The organism is Edaphobacter aggregans DSM 19364 (assembly GCF_000745965.1).
In the GTDB taxonomy this organism is placed as follows: Bacteria; Acidobacteriota; Terriglobia; order Terriglobales; family Acidobacteriaceae; genus Edaphobacter; species Edaphobacter aggregans.
Map to the genome: position 1 here is coordinate 1 of NZ_JQKI01000103.1, position 16922 is coordinate 16922.

General features: G+C 56.3%; 13 protein-coding genes and 1 pseudogene. 6 read left to right on the forward strand and 8 right to left on the reverse strand.

Annotated features, from left to right (window positions below):
- Positions 1 to 494 (forward strand): FtsX-like permease family protein (locus Q363_RS24195; RefSeq protein ID WP_035355889.1); only part of this gene is annotated, 494 nt, incomplete at its 5' end.
- Positions 495 to 757: 263 nt separating this feature from the next.
- On the opposite strand, the gene Q363_RS24200 is transcribed toward Q363_RS24195, so the two are convergent.
- Positions 758 to 1390 carry a tyrosine-type recombinase/integrase gene (locus Q363_RS24200; protein WP_051979249.1) on the reverse strand — a complete coding sequence of 211 codons (633 nt, stop codon included), beginning with the start codon at positions 1388 to 1390 and terminating at the stop codon, positions 758 to 760.
- A gap of 71 nt (positions 1391 to 1461) precedes the next feature.
- Between Q363_RS24200 and Q363_RS24205 the strand changes: the two genes are divergently transcribed.
- Positions 1462 to 4491 carry a Tn3 family transposase gene (locus tag Q363_RS24205; protein WP_035355892.1) on the forward strand — a complete coding sequence of 1010 codons (3030 nt, stop codon included), beginning with the start codon at positions 1462 to 1464 and terminating at the stop codon, positions 4489 to 4491.
- Between the two features lie 22 nt (positions 4492 to 4513).
- On the opposite strand, the gene Q363_RS24210 is transcribed toward Q363_RS24205, so the two are convergent.
- The 5 genes from Q363_RS24210 to Q363_RS24230 all read right to left on the reverse strand — a co-directional run bounded on the left by Q363_RS24210 (position 4514) and on the right by Q363_RS24230 (position 9509).
- Complete coding sequence (locus tag Q363_RS24210; protein WP_035355893.1) at positions 4514 to 4954, reverse strand: type I-C CRISPR-associated protein Cas8c/Csd1; 441 nt, start codon at positions 4952 to 4954, stop codon at positions 4514 to 4516.
- A complete protein-coding gene (gene cas5c, locus Q363_RS24215; protein WP_035355895.1) occupies positions 4951 to 5607 on the reverse strand; it encodes a type I-C CRISPR-associated protein Cas5c in 657 nt (218 codons plus the stop codon). Before cas5c ends, Q363_RS24210 begins: the two co-directional genes overlap by 4 nt.
- A 28-nt stretch (positions 5608 to 5635) precedes the next feature.
- Positions 5636 to 7897, reverse strand: a complete 2262-nt coding sequence (locus Q363_RS24220) for a CRISPR-associated endonuclease Cas3'' (RefSeq protein WP_051979250.1) — start codon at positions 7895 to 7897, stop codon at positions 5636 to 5638.
- Positions 7898 to 8249: 352 nt separating this feature from the next.
- The gene (locus Q363_RS24225; RefSeq protein ID WP_051979251.1) at positions 8250 to 9164 is read right to left on the reverse strand and encodes an Abi family protein; all 915 of its coding nucleotides are present in this window, start codon (positions 9162 to 9164) and stop codon (positions 8250 to 8252) included.
- A 135-nt stretch (positions 9165 to 9299) separates the two neighbouring features.
- Positions 9300 to 9509, reverse strand: a complete 210-nt coding sequence (locus Q363_RS24230; RefSeq protein ID WP_035355913.1) for a recombinase family protein — start codon at positions 9507 to 9509, stop codon at positions 9300 to 9302.
- Positions 9510 to 9590: 81 nt separating this feature from the next.
- Between Q363_RS24230 and Q363_RS44650 the strand changes: the two are divergent.
- Positions 9591 to 10170 (forward strand): annotated as a pseudogene (locus Q363_RS44650) (DUF4158 domain-containing protein); the annotation flags it as partial.
- A gap of 73 nt (positions 10171 to 10243) precedes the next feature.
- On the opposite strand, the gene Q363_RS24240 reads toward Q363_RS44650, so the two are convergent.
- Positions 10244 to 10924: a carbohydrate-binding family 9-like protein gene (locus Q363_RS24240; protein WP_084080714.1), complete on the reverse strand. Its 681-nt coding sequence runs from the start codon at positions 10922 to 10924 to the stop codon at positions 10244 to 10246.
- Positions 10925 to 11412: 488 nt separating this feature from the next.
- Here Q363_RS24240 and Q363_RS24245 point away from each other — a divergent pair, with 488 nt between their 5' ends.
- The 3 genes from Q363_RS24245 (at position 11413) to Q363_RS24255 (ending at position 16469) form a co-directional block, all read left to right on the forward strand.
- A complete protein-coding gene (locus tag Q363_RS24245; RefSeq protein ID WP_051979253.1) occupies positions 11413 to 13158 on the forward strand; it encodes a DUF5107 domain-containing protein in 1746 nt (581 codons plus the stop codon).
- A gap of 126 nt (positions 13159 to 13284) precedes the next feature.
- Positions 13285 to 15315, forward strand: a complete 2031-nt coding sequence (locus Q363_RS24250; RefSeq protein ID WP_035355898.1) for a beta-N-acetylhexosaminidase — start codon at positions 13285 to 13287, stop codon at positions 15313 to 15315.
- An 83-nt stretch (positions 15316 to 15398) separates the two neighbouring features.
- Positions 15399 to 16469, forward strand: a complete 1071-nt coding sequence (locus Q363_RS24255) for an amidohydrolase family protein (protein ID WP_035355901.1) — start codon at positions 15399 to 15401, stop codon at positions 16467 to 16469.
- Between the two features lie 262 nt (positions 16470 to 16731).
- On the opposite strand, the gene Q363_RS24260 is transcribed toward Q363_RS24255, so the two are convergent.
- On the reverse strand, positions 16732 to 16922 hold a 191-nt coding region (locus tag Q363_RS24260; protein WP_035355903.1), incomplete at its 5' end, for an ATP-binding protein.

The window sequence follows — 16922 nt, forward strand, 5'->3', positions numbered from 1 at the left end:
TGGCAAACCCGATGGCGGCGGCGTTGCTGGTGGCAAGCGGCGGGCTGCCGGTGGCGCATATCCGCACCATGGAAGAGATCGTGGTGCTAAACACATCGCGGCGGCGTTTCAACATGCTGATGCTGACGATCTTCGGCGCATCGGCACTGTTGATGGCGGCGATAGGGATCTATGGGCTGATGGCGTACTCGGTGCAACAGCGGACCCAGGAGATGGGTATTCGGATGGCGTTGGGTGCGCAGGCCCCGCACATTCGCAACATGGTGATCCGCCAAGGCATGGTGCTGGCGCTGATCGGCGTGGTGATCGGGATTGCGGGCGCCTTTGGGATGACGCGCTTTCTGGCGTCGTTCCTGTTTGAGGTAAAGGCCTGGGACCCGCTGGCGTTCATCCTGACGCCGGTGTTGTTGAGCACAGTGGCGCTGCTGGCTGTGTGGGTACCGGCGCAACGGGCGGTGCGGGTGGATCCGATGAGCGCGTTGCGGTTTGAATAGGTCAGGGATGAGGGAGACAGGGAGTCAACGGATGCGATAACCGGCGTGCAGATTCATTCCCATGCCAAGTGGCGGATGACGGCAATGCGGAAATTACCATTTAGTTAATAGGCGAGCATGACCCCGGCGTGGATGATACTTTGCATCCTCTCTGACGCCGGGATATCAGGATTTCATCGCATTGCGTGGCCGCATAACGTTGAACCCCGTGGCAGCGTGGATCGTAACGAGTGGCAGAATTCATTGTATTCAGCACCAACGGGTCAATCACGCCAGAAGTCTTTGAATCGATCCGGTGCTAGCTCGGTATAGCGGGTGGTGTTTTGGATGTTGCGGTGTCCCAGGTATTGTTGGATCGCGCGCGTATCCTGCCCGTCGTTGGCCAGTTTGTATCCCGTGGCATGGCGCAGCATATGTGGGTGAACCTGGAACGCGATACCGGCCTCGTGCCCAGCCCGGATGACGATCTTGCGTATTGCATCGACAGTGAGCGGAGCCTTGCGCTCGCTGACAAACACGTAGGCCGTGTGCGGGTAGTCCCGTTGCAGTCGGCGCAGGGTGCGCAACTCGGGCCCACGCAAGGGATGAACCGACGCGATGCCATTCTTGCGTCGCGCAACGTGAAGCAGGCCTTGCTGTAGGTCTACCTGATCCCAGCGCAAGCTTACCAGTTCGGATACCCGCAGGCCATGACGGTAGGCGACCAGGATCAAGGCCGCGTCGCGCATGCCGTGGCGACCGACGTGCGCCGCCGTTTTCATCAGCGCTGTCACCTCCGCATCGGTTAGGTATTCCCGGCTCCGATAGACGGCATTGGCCAGACGCAGAGGAACTTTCCGTTTTTCGATGGTTGGCGCTACTGAAAATTGGGGCGTATGACCCGCATTTTTGCTCATGACAAGAATTTGTACTTTCCGTATATCAATTATTATATGGAAAGTTTTCTGGACTGGAGCGCACGGCAGCGATGGCGACCAAGAGCGAACGACTGGCCATCCTGTCGGACGCCGAGCAGTTCGCCCTGTACGGTATGCCCGACTTCGACGATGGGCAGCGACTGGAATATCTGTCGCTGTGCGAAGCAGAATTGGCGCTTGCCAGCAGCCGTCCCGGTCTCCATGCCCAAGTTTACTGCGCCTTGCAGATCGGCTACTTCAAGGCCAAGCATGCCTTCTTTCGCTTCACCTGGGACGACATCCAAGACGATACCGCCTTCGTTCTGAGCCGCTATTTCAACGGCTACACATTTGAACCACACACGATTACCAAACACGAGCACTTCGCCCAGCGCGCACTGATCGCAGAATTGTTTACCTATCGGCTATGGTCGGCGGACTTCCTCCAGCAACTCAGGCAGCAAGCTGACCAGATCGTTCGGCGCGATGTTACTCCCGGCTTTATCGTCGCTGAGCTGATCGCCTACCTCAACGAGCACAAGATCGTCCGGCCTGGCTACACTACCTTGCAGACATTGATCAGTGAGGGGTTGTCTGCTGAGCGTGGCCGCTTGGGGAGCCGCCTCGCCGATGTGCTGGACGAAGCGGCAAAGAATGCACTGGCGCAACTCCTGGTACGTGACGAAACTTTGTCCGAGTTGGCCGCTCTCAAGCAGGACGCCAAGGACTTCGGTTGGCGGCAGATGGCACGAGAACGGGAGAAGCGCGTCAAGTTGGAGTTGCTCTACCGGATAGCCAAGGCTCTTCTGCCCAAGCTCGCGATCTCACAGCAGAATATTCACTATTACGCGGACCTGGCTATCTTTTACACCGTCTACGACTTGCGCCGCCTTAAGTCCGAACAGACCCATTTGTACCTCCTGTGCTACGCCTGGCAGCGCTATCGGCAGCTCACCGACAATCTCGTCGACGCCTTGGGTTACCACATGAAGCAGCTCGAAGACGAAAGTAAGCTACGGACAAACAAGCATTACGTTACGGAGCAGGTGCGACGGCAGCAGGAAACGCCCCAGGTTGGACGCTTGCTGCTGCTCTATGTTGACGAGACGGTGGCCGATGCTACGCCCTTTGGCGATGTGCGCCAGCGGGCGTTCAAAATCATGACCAAGGATGCGCTGCAAAGTGCCGGCCAACGCCTGAGTGTAAAGCCTGAAAGTATGATGGCCTTGCGCTGGCAGGCGGTCGATGGACTCGCCGAACGCATCAAGCGCCACCTGCGCCCGCTTTATGGGGTGCTCGATTTCTGCGGGGTAACGCCGGACAACCCATGGCTCGCGGCGCTTGCCTGGGTAAAAAGCGTGTTTGCTAAACAGCAACGTCTGTCGCAACGCCCGCTTTCAGAATGTCCGGAACCAACTCTACAGAAGCGCCTGCGACCATATCTGCTGACTTTCGACGTAGACGGGAATCCGACAGGAGTACACGCCGACCGCTACGAGTTCTGGCTATATCGCCAACTTCGAAAGCGTCTCAACTCCGGCGAAATCTATTTGGACGACAGCTTGCAGCATCGCTGTTTCACCGATGAGCTCGTCTCTCTCGAGGAAAAGGCTGACGTGCTCAGCCAGATGGACATTCCCTGGCTGCGTCAGCCGATCGACACACATCTCGACGCGCTGACTGCCGAATTGCACGCGCAGTGGCAGGCGTTCAACCGCGAGTTGCGCTCGGGAAGGCTGAAGCATCTCGACTACGATCGCGATGCCAAGACGCTCTCCTGGCATCGGCAAAAGGCCGATAACGAGGCCGCACGCGAAGACGCGTTTTATGAGCAACTGTCGTTTTGCGATGTCGCCGACGTATTCCGCTTTGTGAACGAACAATGCCAGTTCCTGTCGGCGCTGACGCCATTGCAGCCACGTTACGCCAAACAGGTTGCCGATCCGGACAGCCTGATGGCGGTCATGATCGCTCAGGCGATGAATTATGGCAACCTTGTCATGGCCGGCACAAGCGATATTCCCTACCATGTGTTGGAGGCAACCTACCAGCAATATCTGCGCCGAGCCTCGTTGCAGGCGGCCAACGACCACATCAGCAATGCAATCGCCGATTTGCCCATCTTTCCTTACTATTCCTTCGATCTCGGCGTGCTGTATGGCAGCGTCGATGGCCAGAAATTCGGCGTGGAACGGCCCACCGTCAAGGCGCGCTACTCACGCAAGTATTTCGGCCGCGGCAAGGGCGTCGTCGCCTATACGCTGTTGTGCAACCATGTGCCGCTGCAGGGATGGCTCATCGGCGCGCATGAGTTTGAGGCTCATCATGTGTTCGACATTTGGTATCGCAACACGTCGGACATCGTGCCAATCGCGATTACTGGCGACATGCACAGCGTCAACAAGGCCAACTTCGCCATTCTGTACAGCTTTGGACGGCGTTTCGAGCCGCGCTTCACCAACCTGGATGAGCGCCTGAAGGATCTCTACTGCGCCGACGATCCGGCGCTGTACGAAAAGTGTCCGGTTCGCCCCGTCGGCCAGATCGACCGGCAAGTAATTATGAATGAAAAAGCCAATATCGACCAAATTATTGCCACGCTGGGTCTCAAGGAAATGACCCAGGGCACACTGATCCGAAAGCTATGCACCTATACTCAGCCGAATCCCACGCGGCGAGCGATCTTCGAGTTAGACAAGCTGGTTCGTAGTATCTACACCTTGCGCTATTTGCGCGACCCACAGTTGCAACGCAATGTTCACCGCTCACAGAACCGGATCGAGTCTTACCACCAACTCCGCTCCGCCATAGCGCAGGTCGGCGGCAAGAAAGAACTCACCGGCAGGACCGATATCGAAATCGAGATCAGTAACCAGTGTGCGCGCTTGATCGCAAACGCCATCATCTATTACAACTCCGCTATCCTGTCGCGGCTGCTTACCAGGTACGAGGCAAACCAGAATGCGAAAGCCCTGGCCATAATTGCAAGAACCTCACCGGCGGCGTGGCGACACGTCCATCTGAATGGCCACTACACTTTCCGTGGCGACGGAAAACTCATTGACCTTGACGCGGTCATGGCGGGACTCAATCTGACGTGACGGAATTTTCGGCGGTTTGGGCTTACAACCCCAGTTCCGGGTGTTCTGCTGCTTTATCGAAGGACCAGTTGCGAAGGAAGGAGCAGACGGCGGTGTAGGACGGATGTGAGATCTTGGCTTCAAGCGCAAGGTGCATGGCCCGTGAAGCGTCGAATGTGCGCTGCGCACGCTCGCTTCGCTCCAAGTCATTCGTGTAGCCGAGCAAATACTCGGAGTTGTCCCAGAGCAGGCATGGATTCAAGCCCTGACCGGAGGGCTTGCCTTGTCCAGGAACAATCATCGGCCTGGCTCGCTTGACCCTGCCCTCATGCTCGAGCAAGGACTCAAACTGGTTCAGACTGCCATCAGGGTTCAGCACGATGCAGAAGCTGATCTTCTGTCGCGAGTATCCGGGAGGGACGATCTCCCGCTGACCCTCTGCCGCCATGCGGTCGTAGTGTTCGGCCAGTCTTTGCAGGATCACGCTGTGGCTCCTGCGAGCGGCGGTATGGAGATAACACCATCGCGCATTTGTGCGCGGAAAAACCGGGCCTCTTTGTCCTTGCCGAAGTCGATGTCGTGTAGCATCCAGCCGAGATCGCGCTCACCCTTCAGGCTGGCATCAACCTGGGGTACGTCGTCTCCTTCTTCGAGCAGAGCAAAGTATGCGGCAAACTCACGACAGCCGAGATAGGGACGAGTAAAGCAGGCACCGCGGCGAGCGCGGCGGTTGAACTGGTCTAGGTGCTTGGCAGCATTCTCGGGACCACTTTGGATGTCAAAGCGGGCTTCGATTACATAACCTACTTCGCGCAGCAGCAGCGCCGCACGCTGCTGGCGAGCCTCAGTAATCTGTAGAGAAAGATCACCCACGCCAGCATTCATAATCCTTCTTGCTGTTCCCTCGCTGATCTTCTCGCTCACCTCATTGCGGCGAACGGACGTAAAGCGAATTGGGTTGAGAACCGTAATACGGTCAACCACCCAGCGGATCTCGGGCTTCCAGTAGATCGCTTCAAGGATGCCGCGGGCGGCGGAAGGAGTCATTGCGTCGTAGCTGACGCGCTCTACCTTCATTTCCGGGCGGGTGAAGCAGGCCCAATCGCCCCAGCAATGCAGCCGAATACCAAATGCCATGCAAATCCCCTCGCCCATCTCATGACTACTAGACCCCCCAGAGCGCGGCATCGAGGGCAATCGAGTCGAGAGTAAGTCCTTTCTGCGGCGTGTATGCGTCTTCCCGCAGCAGAACCCATATGCCCGACTCATGTGCCCTGACCACGCCATTCGCTTTCAACTCTTTGACGGAGTTTTCAGGAATAGAAACAAGGTACGGCTGTAGTTTGCGATTCGGAGCATAGTCTACGCGTGAACGTTCGAGTGCGGAGATTAAATCTCTTGCGGTTTCGTCATAGGGAACCAGAATGGGCAACTGCGCGTCGCAGATCAATCTGAATCGTTCTTCGATGGTGCGGAACTGGAAGGCTAACTCATCTGGACGGCTGCGATCCAGAGCCATGTACTGCATGATGCCGTGCTTGTCCCAGTCGCCGGATCTCTGCCAGTACAGAAGCCGGAAGTAGTGCTCCACTGCGGCGGGAGCCAGTGGATCTCTATAAAGGTTCCAAAGCTCCTTTGCTTTATCCGAACCCTGTCGCAACAGTCCGGGTGGCGGAGGTACTTCCGCGTCGAATACGTAAGTTGTTCCCATCGGCGCACTCCCTTCACGATTGCAGCGGCCCGCGGCCTGTGCGATGGAGTCGAATCCCGCGGCTGCACGATAGACCACGGGCACATCGATATCCACGCCTGCTTCGATGAGCTGTGTGCTGACTACACGGCAGGGCAGGTGCGCCTTCAGCCGCTGACGAATCTGCTTTAGTGCGTTCCGGCGGTGCTCTCCGCACATCAGGGTGCTCAAATGGAAGACGCTCTCGACTTCTACCTGTTTTGAGAGCCGGTCGAAGAGTCTCGCCGCATGTTTCCGCGTATTCACAATGCATAGCACTTGCGCTTCGGCTGCGAGCCGAATTGCGAGTGTCTCATCCGTGAGTTGCCCAGCGTGCTCCACTCTGACCCTGCGCATGGCCTTGAAGAGTTCGGCCGGATTGGCAATGATAGGCGTCACGCCCTTCAGCCCAATCGGGAAATCCTGGCGATGCTCAAGGGCTGGCTGTGTTGCGGTGCACAGAACAACGGTGCAGCCATAGTTTCTCACTAGCTCCTGAAGAGCACGCAATGTCGGCTCAAGGAGCTCTACAGGGAGAGTCTGTGCCTCGTCGAGGATGATGACGCTGTTCGCCAGCCGATGAAGTTTGCGGCAGGGCGTGGTCGAGGCAGCAAAGAGACTCTCAAAGAGCTGCACGTTAGTGGTGACGATTAACGGCGCGTCCCAGTTTTCGGTCGCCATCTGATTGGCTCGTGTGGCCTGCTCAGGAAGCACGTTGGAATGGTGCTCGATGATGCCACGTTCCGCATAGGGCCCCAGCGCCTTGCGGTAGGTGTCCGCCGTCTGTTCAATGATGCTGGTGAAAGGGATCGCCACGACAACACGGCGCATACGCTCTGGTGCGTGACGAAGCGCAAAGGCAAGCGAAGAGAGAGTCTTCCCTCCGCCGGTGGGTACTTGCAGGGAGTAGAAGCCCGGCTCCCCTGCGGCGGCTTGGAGGCATTGTGCCAGGATAGCGCGGCGATACTCGTTCACGGCCGTCGTCGGTGCATTTTGCTGCATCGCATCGAGATGCGAGTCAAGTTGCACTCTGAGTTCATGCAGTGATGGGCATGGCGCGGCACGTTCTTGCGCCTTGTCGGGGTCACAGAATGCCTCAGTGCACGTACGGTCCGCGTCGACGAGACAGGAAAAGATCATTCGCGTAAAAAATGCGAGCGCAAAGCTCCGCTCCTTGTTATCTGCCTTCAGTGCGAGGGGAGGAGCCGTGAGTGTGAGTTGAGGCGGATCGACGTGTGGGATTGAGTTCACGTTCAGTCGAGATGACAGGCTGCGGCGTGACGACTGGTCATCCGAGGGCGTGCCATCTGCCAGTCCGGCATGATGCCCGGCGATGCAAAATGCAAGCATGCGCCCGACAGGACCGGGCAGAGCAGAGGCGACATACCGCGCTCCAAAGGTCGAGTGATCGACCCGCTTGGCGGAAGATGATTCTTCGCCCGCATCTTGGGCATCTGGATTAGAGGAACACAAGTAAGCCTGGAACTCGGCAGATGCCTTGCCGAGATCATGGCAGCGGCCCGCTACCCAGCCCCAGTCTGAGGCATGAAAAGCAGCGGCGTAACTTGCGCACAGCGCCGCCACGTCCTCGAGGTGCTTTAACAGCGGCTCCCATCTCTCGCGGGGACTATTCCGCAGCGTATGAGCATAAGTCTCAAGCAACGCCGGAAGGGATGAATTCTCGGAGGTCGACGGCATGGATTGTCGGTGTCGCCTGATTCTAACCTCTATGGTGGTGGCAGGGCCATGGCAATCGGGGCCGGTCACCGCGACGGCACCCCAGCCGCCCTCGCCCTCTCGTGAGGGCGTCCGCCCCAGCGGCTCACCACCAAACCGACCACCAGAGGTTACGCAGTCGTTAAGGTAAATATAGTGTCGCACAGGCCAAGGATCGCCTCTGAAGCCAAGGCTAGAAAACACATCACGTATTGTGTTGGACCAACTGTAACCGCTTGCGGGAGGCCCGGTATCTGTTCACTGCGGATGCTGCGAAATAACACATTTGAGCAAGCCAAATTTCCCGCAAAAAGGCGCGGTCTTCTTTGATTAATCAAGACCAAAAGGAACGGCTCTTCCAATCGGAGGGAAATCCCATCTCCACAACCTGTACATTCGGGTACCGCGACAAGAGATCAAAGAATCTCTGACGCCAGTCCGATGTTTGATCGATCTTTTTCAGCAACGCGACGATAAGGATCACGCGGGAGTAGAACCGATCCTGCGTGGTCCTAAGTTCAGATGACACGGCTTTCGCCGACATGGGCTTGTTCACGATCAGGTGTGCATTCCACAGTCGGTTGTGGTGAGCGCACATGTTCCGCAGATCGTTCAAGGTGCGAAACCACGAGACGAGCACTCCTTCATCAAAGCCGAACAGCTTGGCGACGAGCTTGCGATTCGCCAGGCTCAAGCCTGAGAAGAGATGAGACAGACCTCCGAAGGTGACTGCTTCACAGATGGCCCAAATAGGCGCGTGAGGGGGACTGTTGTAGTGCTTGTGATAGTGCGAAATCGCCAGATACTCAGCATGTGCAGCTTTTCCAAAGAACCCGCGAAAGCTCTCGGTGGTCTCGAAATGGCGTGGGTCAAGGTAGAAGTGCGGGCCATGCGGTAAAGAGAGAGAATTGATGATCGAGGCGCGCAGCGCGACCTCTATCCGCTCTATCGCATCCAGGCACAAAAGCCGCAACTCCCGATCGAAGTTGTATAGCGCCACGACGTTCTCAAAGGATGTGCCGTGCGCAAATGCCTTGGATGGTTGGCTCTGAAGAGCCCTCATGTAGATAAGAAGTCGGTAGTACCCAACTGACCGGAGCGTGCTCAGAGCAGCCGCGCGATCCTGGACTAGCAGTCCTCTATCTTCGAGATGAGCTAAAAGATCTTCCGGTGGCTTTGCTGGCTTTGTATAAGGATTCAGCGTGATCGGGATTTTTTGGGGTTGAGGCTTCTTGGGCGGGGTTTTCAAGATAAGGCCCCAAATGAGTAAGCCCCCTGGTGCGCATTCCTTGCGGAAGAGGCGTGGGGGCTATGATCAAAATTAGTATCCGCTCTCCGCCAGAAAAAGTAAAGCGCAATTTGCATATCTTTGATTGGACAAGCTTTAGCTGCGGCCAAGCCGGTCCAGCTTCCAAACGACCAGTGTGTCGCCTTCGCCCAAGGATTCTTGTGCTTTGGCAAGGCCGGGACGTTCGGCTCGGCTGCCGCCGATCTTGTCCTCGAAGATTTTTTTGCAGCCGGCTTTGGCCAAGGCCTCGATTTGGAGTTCGAGGTTCTGGTCCTGGGTGGAGACGCGAGCGTAGCCAATCAACATACTCTGACTCCTCCGCTGTCGGACTTTGTCTTACTGAAACTCATGGAACAGGTAGTTTATTGAGAATAGCATTTGAGAACTATTTGCGAGAATCAAGAACCTGAACGGCCCCGTCGCTCCATCCTTTCCGCCACCGAGCGTGAAAGCCTGTTAGCCCTGCCCGATACCCACGATGAACTGATTCGCCGCTACACTCTGAGCGATTCCGATCTGTCGATCGTTCGTCAGCGGCGAGGCGCAGCCAACCGGCTCGGCTTCGCCGTGCAGCTCTGCTACATGCGGTATCCGGGCATCGTCTTGGGTCGTGGGGAACTTCCCTTTCCTCCCTGGCTTCACCTGGTGGCCGCGCAACTCAAGATTCCAGTTGAGAAGCGGGCCATACGGCGACCGCGCCCAAACCCGGCGGGAGCACATGGTCGAACTTCAAACACTCTTCGGGTTCAGATCGTTCACGACGAGCCATCACCGGGCGGCCGTGCAGGATCTGATGGAGACTGCGCTGCAGACGGATACGGGCATTGTGCTGGCCAGCACGGTGGTCGAGAAACTACGGACGAAGGCCATCCTTCTTCCCAAGCTGAATGCGATCGAACGAATTTGCGCACAGGCTGTCACTCGCGCCAACCGCCACATCTACCGAGTGCTGACCGATGCTCTGTCAGGCGACCAATGCGCGCGCGAGGCAAGAGGCTCGCCCAGGGCAGGTTTAGGCCACTTCGCATCCCCAACCCAGCTTAGCGTGCTTTATTGTCCGTTTTCTGACGGGCCCCCTTTTCCAGCAAGAGGGTGCCGAACGCCTCCGGAACGTGAAAGGTAGGCTTCATCGTGGGTTGCCAGGCGACCAAGCTTCGCCCAGGCCCATCGCTTCTAAAGAAGTTGATGCGTAGCATATTGCCGGGGGATGCCGGCCGAGAGTCAATTGCGGAGAAGGGGATGCGCATCGAACCATACCAGATACATTTCGAGGGGTCGATTCGAGAAGCTACTTCGAATCCTGAACTCCACACCCATCCCTCCTCATGATTAGGGCTATCGAGGTCTACGTCTAGGTCAACCCATTCACCTTGCGGAGACACTTCGAATTCTTTGTACCTGCGGATGTTATTGAAATCAGAACCAAGGAAAACCTCGGCCACATCCCACTCCCACAGCTTATTTGTTTTCGTCAGCGTGACCGGATCGGGGTTCAGCCGGAGCGTGTCATAGGGACAGGTAAAGAGCAGATAGAGATGGGTCAAGGTCCAACGCGAGCGCACCTCGGTACTCAGCCCCGGTAGCGGCTTCCCAAAGGCGTCTCTTGTTAGAAAAGTGACGGGTGCGCTGCGCCAGAAAGCAGAGGTCGGATCTGTTTCGGGTTGGCAATCCTTGATGGAAAAATTCGACGTAGCTTGTGTGGAATCGCCGTGGCTTATCATTGCGCTCCTGGAGAAATGCGGGAACGTGAGAAGAAGTGTTATGAGTCTTTACTCTTCCAAATCTTTCGTTTCCGCCAATTCTCTCGAAATGTTATCTGAACTTGTGGCCTTTCTAATGAAACTATCTGACCTCGTCCCGCGACGTTCGCGCGAATGATGGCTCGAATTCCCGGCGTTTCGCTCCGCACGGGGAAGAGAGGAGGCTAGAATCCGCCGACTCAATTGGAGAGTTGACTTTGTTTCGTTTGATTGATATTTTGTTTCGTATAATTTCTATTGTGCTTTAGCTTTGCTTTCGACATCGGGTAGGCTACCGAGGGAGGGACCCTGTTGATCGACACACTTGATGCTTTGTTCATCGCGGCCGAAGACGCGAGGGAGCCACTCGGTATAAGCCGCATAAGGCTGTCCAACGCCCCCGATTTGTGACGTGAGATGTCTCGAATGCCAGGGAACGGCGAATCGATCTACGGAAGGGTTCGTTCTTAATGCTTGAATTCGCAGAGACCACAGAGATATTGCTGACGCATCCACTTGTGCCAGCAGGTCCCATCCCTACAACGCACGACCAGGATGGATTCTATCCCTATGAGAGTTTTTGCGAGACGAGCAAGAGGCCGATATTAAAGAAATACCGCATGGTTGTGATCGAAAACGAGCAGATTCGGGTGAAGGTATGCCCGGACCTGGGCGGGCGCGTTTGTAGCCTTTTTCTAAAAAAGGGGGCAGTTGAAACACTCTTCTTTCCCCACATTATCCGGCCCGTAAGAATCTTACCCAGGCAATCTTTTACTGGAGGTGGGATCGAGCTGAGCTTTCCGATTTCGCACAGCCCCGTTCAAATTGCTCCTGTACTTTATGAAGTAACTCGCGATCAGGAAAGAATCTACATCTCTTGCGGAGAGAGAGAACTTAGATTTGGAATGAACTGGACCGTCGAATACTCTCTCGGCGAGAGCGACTGGTTTCTGACGCAGCGAACGGTATTCTTCAATTCTGATTGTGATGCTCATCCTTGGATGTCCTGGTCAAATGCAGGCGTACACGCCCGACCTGATACAGAGTTCCATTTCCCCGAAGGACCTGTTCTTGCCCATGGTCGCGATGTACGGACAATCGACTGGAAGACAGAGGGCCCACGGCATCAGTCAGATGTGCATCGGATGACTGGATTCTTCTGGAAGAGACCAGATTGTTGCGCATTTGGAGTGTTCACTCCAAGTTTGGGTGCAGGTCTCTATCACGTAGCCGATCCTAGTCAGGTGCCCGGAATCAAACTGTGGAGCGACGGCATAGGACGCGATGAGGCATGGGTAACACAGTATACGTTGAACGGCGAGCAATGCCTGGAGATTCAAGCCAGCCCCTTGGTCGATCAATCCGTGAAAGACGTCCTTCAGCCGGGGCAGCTGCGACACCACGTTGAATACTGGATTCCGTCCAAGACGGCGCGTGATATTCGGGAGATCTCGCTGCCGCATCCATTGATGAGGGCTCTGGACGAAGTGCCCCTTTTTGGTTGGGCGAGGAGTGAGGATGTCAGGTCTTGGCTGAGCCTTGCCTCCGCACACAGATCGGGCAACATCAGTCAAATTCCAAAGGCTCCTGAACTCGATAGCAACCGTTGGGCCATTAGTGGAATCGCCGATTTAGGTGATGCGCTCTCCTGGGCGGCTTTGTCCACGGAAGGAAGCGAGCGAGACAGGTGGTTATTTCAACGCGGTACATGGCTCGCCGGTCGTGGCGAAGCTGGCGCTGCATTGGAGATTCTGGCACAATCCAGTGACGATCGCGCCCGGGCGTTATCCGGACGTCTTTGGCTGGTGTACAAGCGGGACGCACAGGCTGCAGCAAATTGCTTTCGTGCAATCGAATCAGACGCGATCGCTCTTCATCCCCAGGTAGTGATCGAGAGGGACAAGATCCTCGCTGCGCTAGGGAGGGAAACTCTCGATGAGCGCGGGCGCTGGCTAAACGCCGTCTCTGCCCTTGATGACGAATGGTTGGCGGAATGTCGCGCAAGGTTATTGAATGACTGTGGCGATTCGCAGGCTGCCTTCAACGTACTCAGAAATACGCGCTTCCAATTGGTACATCAGAGATACGAGCGGACTCGGCTGTTGAGACAGATCGAAGCAGGACTTGGCCTGGAGCCCGATGTGTATCCTTCCTGGCTAGGAGAGGACGATCTGGAAGAGTTTGGGGCCTATCGGGAGCATCCAGAGGTTTGTTGAGGACCAGCGTCTTTGATGGATTTGAATTTAGCCGGTGCAGGACTGGCGACGCGGCTGGCACCGTAACAATGGAATCGCGATGGCATTAGCTCTACGCCATCCGACATATTTTCTGGAGATGTTACTTTGGCAAATGCTCTTCGAGCAGGTTTCTTGTATTTTCTTTTGCTAGTTTTTTGCGCGCTGAGCCTTCCCGGTAATCTTCTCGCGCAAGAAAAAAACTCGCTGGCACTTATGCCCATGCCGGCCAACGTTGTGCAGGGCGAAGGCGAATTCGTCATCGATGGGAATTTCGGAGTTGCTCTGGAGGGATATAAGGAGCCTCGCCTTGAACGAGCACAGCAGCGCTTCTTGAATATCCTTTCGAAGGAAACGGGGATCCCGCTATGGCGTGAAGCAATCCAGAACCAGCCGCACTTCATCATTCGAGTTGCGGGCCCGAGCGCGGCAGTGCAGCAACTGGGTGAGGACGAATCCTACCACCTGAAGATCTCAACTACGGATGTGCAGTTGACTGCGCCCAATCCCATAGGGGCGCTGCGCGGGCTTCAAACGTTTCTGCAACTGGTAAGAATCACTCCGAAAAGCTTTAGCGTTCCCGTTGCCACGATCGACGACCAGCCCCGCTACCCCTGGCGCGGACTGCTGATCGACTCCGGACATCGTTTTGTGCCCATCGCCGCAATTAAGCGCAACCTGGACGGGATGGAGGCGGTCAAACTCAATGTCTTTCATTGGCGTTTCGCGGATAATCTGGGCTTCCACGCTGAGAGCAAGAAATTTCCGTTATTACAGGAAAAGGGCTCTGGCGGCTTTTATTACTCGCAAGACGAAATCCGGGACGTTATCGCGTACGCTCGCGACCGCGGTATCCGGGTAGTTCCAGAGTTCGATATGCCCTGCCATACGACATCGTGGTTTTTGGGGTACCCAGACTTGACCAGCGGAAAAGATCCCTCCCACAGTTCGGCAATCGATCCTACGCGCGAAAGTACGTATGTGTTTCTCTCCGGATTTATCGGAGAGATGGCTGCTCTCTTTCCCGACTCCTACTTTCATACCGGAGGAGACGAATGCAACGTCAAGGAATGGGAGACGAACCCCCGCGTCCAGGAGTACATGCGGGCGCACTCGATTAGGAATGGTGCAGCCCTGCAGGTAGTTTTCACAACGAGGGTCCAGAAGATCGTCGCAGACCACAAAAAGGTGATGATGGGATGGGACGAAGTATTACAACCGAACACCCCAAAAGATGTTGTGATTCAAACCTGGCGAGGGCAGGACTCGCTGGCAGGAGCTGCACGCAGCGGTTACCGGGGCGTGCTGTCGTTTGGCTATTACATCGATTTGAACCAGTCGGCGGCGGAGCATTATCTGGTGGATCCGTTAGGGGAGAACGCAGCCTCACTTACACTGGACCAGAAGGTCCGGGTCCTGGGTGGCGAGGCCACCATGTGGACGGATATTGTTTCGCACGAAAACATGGACAACCGGATTTGGCCGCGTACGGCGGCGATCGCCGAGCGCTTGTGGTCGCCTCAACAGGTGCAGGATGTCGCGTCGATGTACCGACGGCTCGCAATCGAATCGCAGAGACTCGAACTCTACGGTCTGCGTCACCGGCTGATTACCGATGAGATGTTGGAGCGCATGAGCGGCGAGGTAGATCCTGGGCCTTTGAAAGTGCTTGCGGCCGTAGTGCAACCCCCGCGAATGTATCAGCGGCAGGAACTGCGCAGCTTCTCGGATTTTACGCCGCTGAACCATCTTGATGATGCGGTACCGCCAGAAAGCGATACAGCGCGTGAATTCAGTGAGATTGCAAAGCGGATTGCTGCAGGTGAGGCGACTCCGCAGGATTGGCAGCAGGCACGGCAATGGCTGGTGTTGTGGCGGGATAACGACGCGAAGCTGCAACCATTGTTGACACGATCGTTCCTTACCCAAGAGTTGGCCCCGGTGTCGCGAAACTTGGCCCAGGTTGCAGCGATCGGCTTGCAAGCTTTAGATGATCTGCACGAAAATCGTTTCGTCAAGGCAGATATCAGGCAGCGAAATATCGAATTTCTAGAATCCTCCGAAAAGCCCCAGGCGGTGCTGCTCCTTATGATTGCATCTCCCGTAGAAACGCTTGTGCAGGCCAGCAGAAGCCAGTAGCAGGCCGGTCGCATTTGCTTTGAAGAATTTCACAATTAGGAAACTAAACGAACTCCCGTTTTTTGTAGCATCGAGGATCGCACATGGACTCAAACGGAGTCGAACTCAACAGAGACAAGTTTGTCGAGATGGTCAGCGCCACAGCAGAGGTTGACCTTCGGCTAAGCGACTTCCATCCCGATTCTTGTCTGCAGACGCCGGTGCACGTGGTCGAGCGCGCCCGTTTTCCGGTGATCGACTATCATAACCACCTCGACTCCACGGATCCACGTCAGGTCCTCTCCGTGATGGACCAATGCGGCCTCGAACACGTGGTGAATATCACCATGCAGGTGGGCCAGAAGGCGCTCGACATAATGGACCGCTTCAATGCGGCGGCACCCGATCGTTTCTCCACTATCGGCTGGATGGACTGGAGCGGCGTGGATCAAGCGAATTTCGTGCAGCTCACCATCGACCGGTTGCAGCGGATGATCGAGCACGGCGCCTGCGGTATCAAGTTCTGGAAAGATTTCGGCCTGACGTTGCGCGATACTGACGGCACTCTGTTGCGCATCGATGATGACCGGTTCGCGCCCATCTTTGAGGCATGCGGCAAACTCGATCTGCCGGTGATGTTTCACACCGCAGACCCAAGCGCGTTCTTTGAGCCGATCGACGCACGCAATGAGCGCTACGAGGAACTCGCGGCACATCCGGATTGGGGCTTCCATCACTCGACAGTCTCTAAACGCGAACTGGTGGAGCAGCGTAACCGTGTGATCGCCCGTCATCCAACCACGACCTTTGTCGGCGCGCACTGCGCGGAAAGCGGGGAGGACCTTGCATACCTTTCACAGCAGCTGGAAGCGCTCCCCAATTTGCTGATCGACATCAGCGCGCGCACGCCCGAACTCGGTCGCCAGCCCTACACAGCTCGCGCGTTCTTCTTGAAGTATGCCGACCGCATCCTGTTCGGCACCGATCTGCTGCCTGAAGTCGAGATGTATCGTCTCTACTTCCGCTTTTTGGAGACGGCCGACGAGTATTTCGAATATCCGTCGCATGCATCGCGGCAGGGTCGCTGGAATATCTACGGCCTGTTTTTACCGGAGGACGTTCTGCGCAAGGTGTATCGCGAAAACGCACTTAGGCTGCTGCCGCGGCTTCGTTAGGTTACGGCGCGTTGCTCAGCAAATTACAGGCAATTACACCGGAAATCACATAGGAAGCCAAGCCGTTGGAGAAACTGCACTGCTCTGCCACAATCGATCTGCAGCGTAGGTTTGCTGGTTCGCGAGTGAGTTTGGCAACTTGGCTTGGCCCACTTCGGCGGTTTGTTTTGGCCCACCCTCTGGGACGTTGAGGTTGAGGGTGTTCGGTTCTGCTGGAGCGTAGCCCGGAGGGCGGAGCGGAAGCAGAACCGAGCACCCAGGCTTAGTCCTTCGTCTTCTTCCGCAGGGTTCTACGGAAGCGGTACGACTCCGAACCGGTCTCGACGATGTGTGCCTGGTCGGTGAGCCGGTCGAGCACGGCCTTACAGAGCCGGGCGTTGGTGAAGACCTGGGGCCACTCGGAGAAGGGCAGGTTGGTGGTCACGATGATGGCGGCCTTTTCGGCTCTCTCGG